The following is a 3,114-nucleotide window of genomic DNA, read 5'->3' on the forward strand; positions in this document are numbered from 1 at the left end:
ATGAGATCGCCTCCGAAAGGGATATCTAGTCATATAACTAGATAATAGGATACAAGAAAAGGAGTGAAAAATCAAGCGAAAATTTCACTCCCTGTTATTTCTATCTAGTAAACAGCCAAACTCCAGAAAGAGCCAAGATGGCTCTTCTACATTCATATAAATTATTTTTCCAAAACCGTTTCTCGGGCTCCGCTTTTCGTCTCTTCCGGCGCTGACTCCTCGACGGGCGTCTTGCCCATTGCCCGGAACGCATTGATAGGGCCGGAAAGTATAAAGGAGGCCGAGAGAAAGAAGATTACGGTTTTAAAGATCAAAACCGTCACGCACAGAACCAACACCATGATAACATTGTGCTGAAAAATGTTTCTTCTCTCGATATGCCATGAAGAGAGATCGGGATAGGAGACCGTGCTGACCATCAGGCAAGCGAGACTGATCATGACGATATGCATTCCCGTGCGGAAGTACGCATTATCCATCGCGATGCCGTATTCGATGCAAACTAAAACCGTCGCCGCCAGAAAACAGGCGGGTACGGGGCAAGGCAGACCGGTAAAATGGTCTCGCTTCTGTCCAATGTTGGCGTGGACGTTGTATCGCGCCAGCCGTAGCGCCGTGAACAGCGTATAAATTAGCACCAGCGACAATCCCAGCCGGTCGGATTGCTGGTATAAAATCGTGTGCAGAAGCACGGGCGGGGCAACGCCGAAGGAGATGACGTCGGCCAGCGAATCCAACTGTACGCCGAAGGGAGACGCGGAGCCGAACAAGCGCGCCACCTTGCCATCGATCAAATCGAAAAAAGCGGCCAACAAAATAAAAAACGCCGCCACTTCAAAACGCTTGTCAATGCCCAAAATAATGGAACTGACGCCGCAAGCCACGTTGAAACTCGTCAATACATTGGGCAAGAGGTGAACGACTTTTATGTTTTTCCGTTTGGGACGCAGGTTGCGGATGCGGAAACGACGGGGTTTCTTCAACCGGGGCAGACCGGGAACCGGCGCCGCGGATGAACGATCCGTCTTGGCCGTTGCGAATTTGGGAGGCAACGATTCGCTCCTTCCCAGGTTTTAATTAAAATATGATTAGAATTTCATTAAAAAATATTTTATCATGAAAAACCGTTTTCATCCACCTCTTTCCCTCCGCCGCAGCATCAATTCAAAACGCGGCGCAAAACGCCGGAACGGTCGATCCACGAAGCCTTGACCACTTCGAAAAAGGCAGGCGTTATTTTCCAACGCGGATCGCCCTCCGGAAGATCGTTAGGCAGGTCCTTAACGTAATCGGTGAAAAGGCTGGAGAAGAAGCCGAAGGCGTACCTGGGCGTACCCATCATCGTCAGCGCGTCGCGCAGATGATGGAAATCGAATTCCTCGGCGAAAAGTTCGGACAATTGATGCTTGGCGCCGCTGGATTTCTGGCAAGAGAGCAGGCGTTGATTGGCGATTTCGTAAAGTTCTTGCCCGCTCCACTTCAACTCGGAAATCAGGTTGGATTTATCCAGCCGCATCCGCTTCAACTGCTCCGGCGAGGCGTTGCGGTGGATTTCGTCCAGTTCGATGGGCAGGAATAATTTCAAGCCCAGTTTGGGATATTGCAGAAATTTGATGTCCAGCAGTTTTTCGATGAACGGGCGCATCAAATCCACGCGGGAACTGAGCAAAGACGGTTCGTCGATGCGGTCGAGCATGACATATAGACCCTGGTAGCCGTAAACATCCAATACTCCCATGAACTGATCGAGCAAATGGTAGCGGCTGGCGGCGTCCGAACCGCGCGGCAGAACAAATTCCCGGCGCTCTTTGGGGGAGAGTCCCCTAAGAATGTTGGCCAGGTTGATCGTATCGTGCGGCAGAATTTTTACGCTGCGTCCGGCGCGCATAGCTTGGGCGCGCACCGAAGTTTTCACCAAGAAATAGACGCCCCAAACGGCGGCGATCACAGCGGCGCCGAGAAGGTAGGAGAGTTGCGCCATCTTCGCCGATTCGAAGGGGAACTTGGGGCAGAAGGGAAACAACGCAATGGCGGCGCCAAGGATCGAGCCGAAACAATTGATGACTCCGCGCCGGAAAGAGCGCAGCGAATGGAAGCCGTAAAGCTTTTTCAAGCGATGCAAAGCCTCTACGCCCGTGCGCTTTTCCGAATAATAATAAAGAGCCGTCATGAGCAGCAGGGAGAGTTTCTGCTTGTGGGCCAGTTTGGCCGGTTTGCCGCTGGAAGCAAGAATTTCGTCCACGAGTTTCGTGACGCCGATGGACAACATGCCGTCGATATGATCCGAAATTTTCCATCGGCTTACCGCTTCCCCCGCCGATTTGGCGTCGTCGCCGCGGACGCCCGCCGCGCGGCGGAAATTTTCGATATAAGGATTGAAATCGATATATTCGATATTGAAAACCTTCTCGCCGGGATGAGCCTGGTTGAATCCGTCGACGCGGCGCTTAATCATCAGCCGCAAAGCGCTTTTGCCGCTGCCTTTCTCGCCGAAGACGATGGCGGGCGCCGGCATTCGCGGATTGCCGTACATGCGGTCGAAACTCCAATGCACGGCGCTCGAATCCACTTCCGTAAGGATCAAATCCTTATCCGCATCCTCGCAGGTGAAAGGATCTTCCGACAATCCCCAATATTCGCGCCACTTCTGCGTAAACATAATCTTCCATCCTCTTTATTTATGGTTTACTAAGCCTTGCCCACGGGTGAAACGAGAAAAAACACTTGTCCGAACTGCCTATCATTATCGGCGCTTTCGATTTTCTGTCTATGGTTTCGTTTGCAAGGGGTGCATGTCATCTCTCTCGAAGATAGCAGGAGTCGAAAAGAAGGAAAAGCGTTAAGATAGAGACATAAGGGCGCAATGGCGCCCGAGAGCGAAAGGGTTGAGGGAACGAATCATGAAAAGAGAGCGAAAGGATATTCGACAAGAATTTCTGGAGATGGCGGGCAAGATGTTCGACTCGAAACTTCCCCCGGAGGGAGGATTTCCCGACGCCACGATCAACGAGATCGAGGACAGGGCGGTTTCGGAAGGCAGGGAGTTAGAGCGGATGCTGATGGAGGATCGGTTGGAAATGGAAGGAGAATTGGGTCTCGTCAAAATCCCGATCT

3 protein-coding genes are annotated in these 3,114 nt (G+C 51.8%); 1 reads left to right on the forward strand and 2 read right to left on the reverse strand.

Going from position 1 to position 3,114, the window contains the following annotated elements; all coding sequences use genetic code 11:
• Positions 1-161 precede the first annotated feature (161 nt).
• Positions 162-1,052, reverse strand: a complete 891-nt coding sequence (gene pssA / locus AB1656_25480) for a CDP-diacylglycerol--serine O-phosphatidyltransferase (GenBank protein MEW6238752.1) — start codon at positions 1,050-1,052, stop codon at positions 162-164.
• A 107-nt stretch (positions 1,053-1,159) separates the two neighbouring features.
• The gene (locus AB1656_25485; GenBank protein ID MEW6238753.1) at positions 1,160-2,659 is read right to left on the reverse strand and encodes a hypothetical protein; all 1,500 of its coding nucleotides are present in this window, start codon (positions 2,657-2,659) and stop codon (positions 1,160-1,162) included.
• Between the two features lie 241 nt (positions 2,660-2,900).
• Here AB1656_25485 and AB1656_25490 point away from each other — a divergent pair.
• The coding region (locus AB1656_25490; GenBank protein ID MEW6238754.1) for a hypothetical protein at positions 2,901-3,114 on the forward strand (214 nt) is incomplete at its 3' end.

The organism is Candidatus Omnitrophota bacterium (assembly GCA_040755155.1).
Taxonomy (GTDB): domain Bacteria; phylum Hinthialibacterota; class Hinthialibacteria; order Hinthialibacterales; family Hinthialibacteraceae; genus JBFMBP01.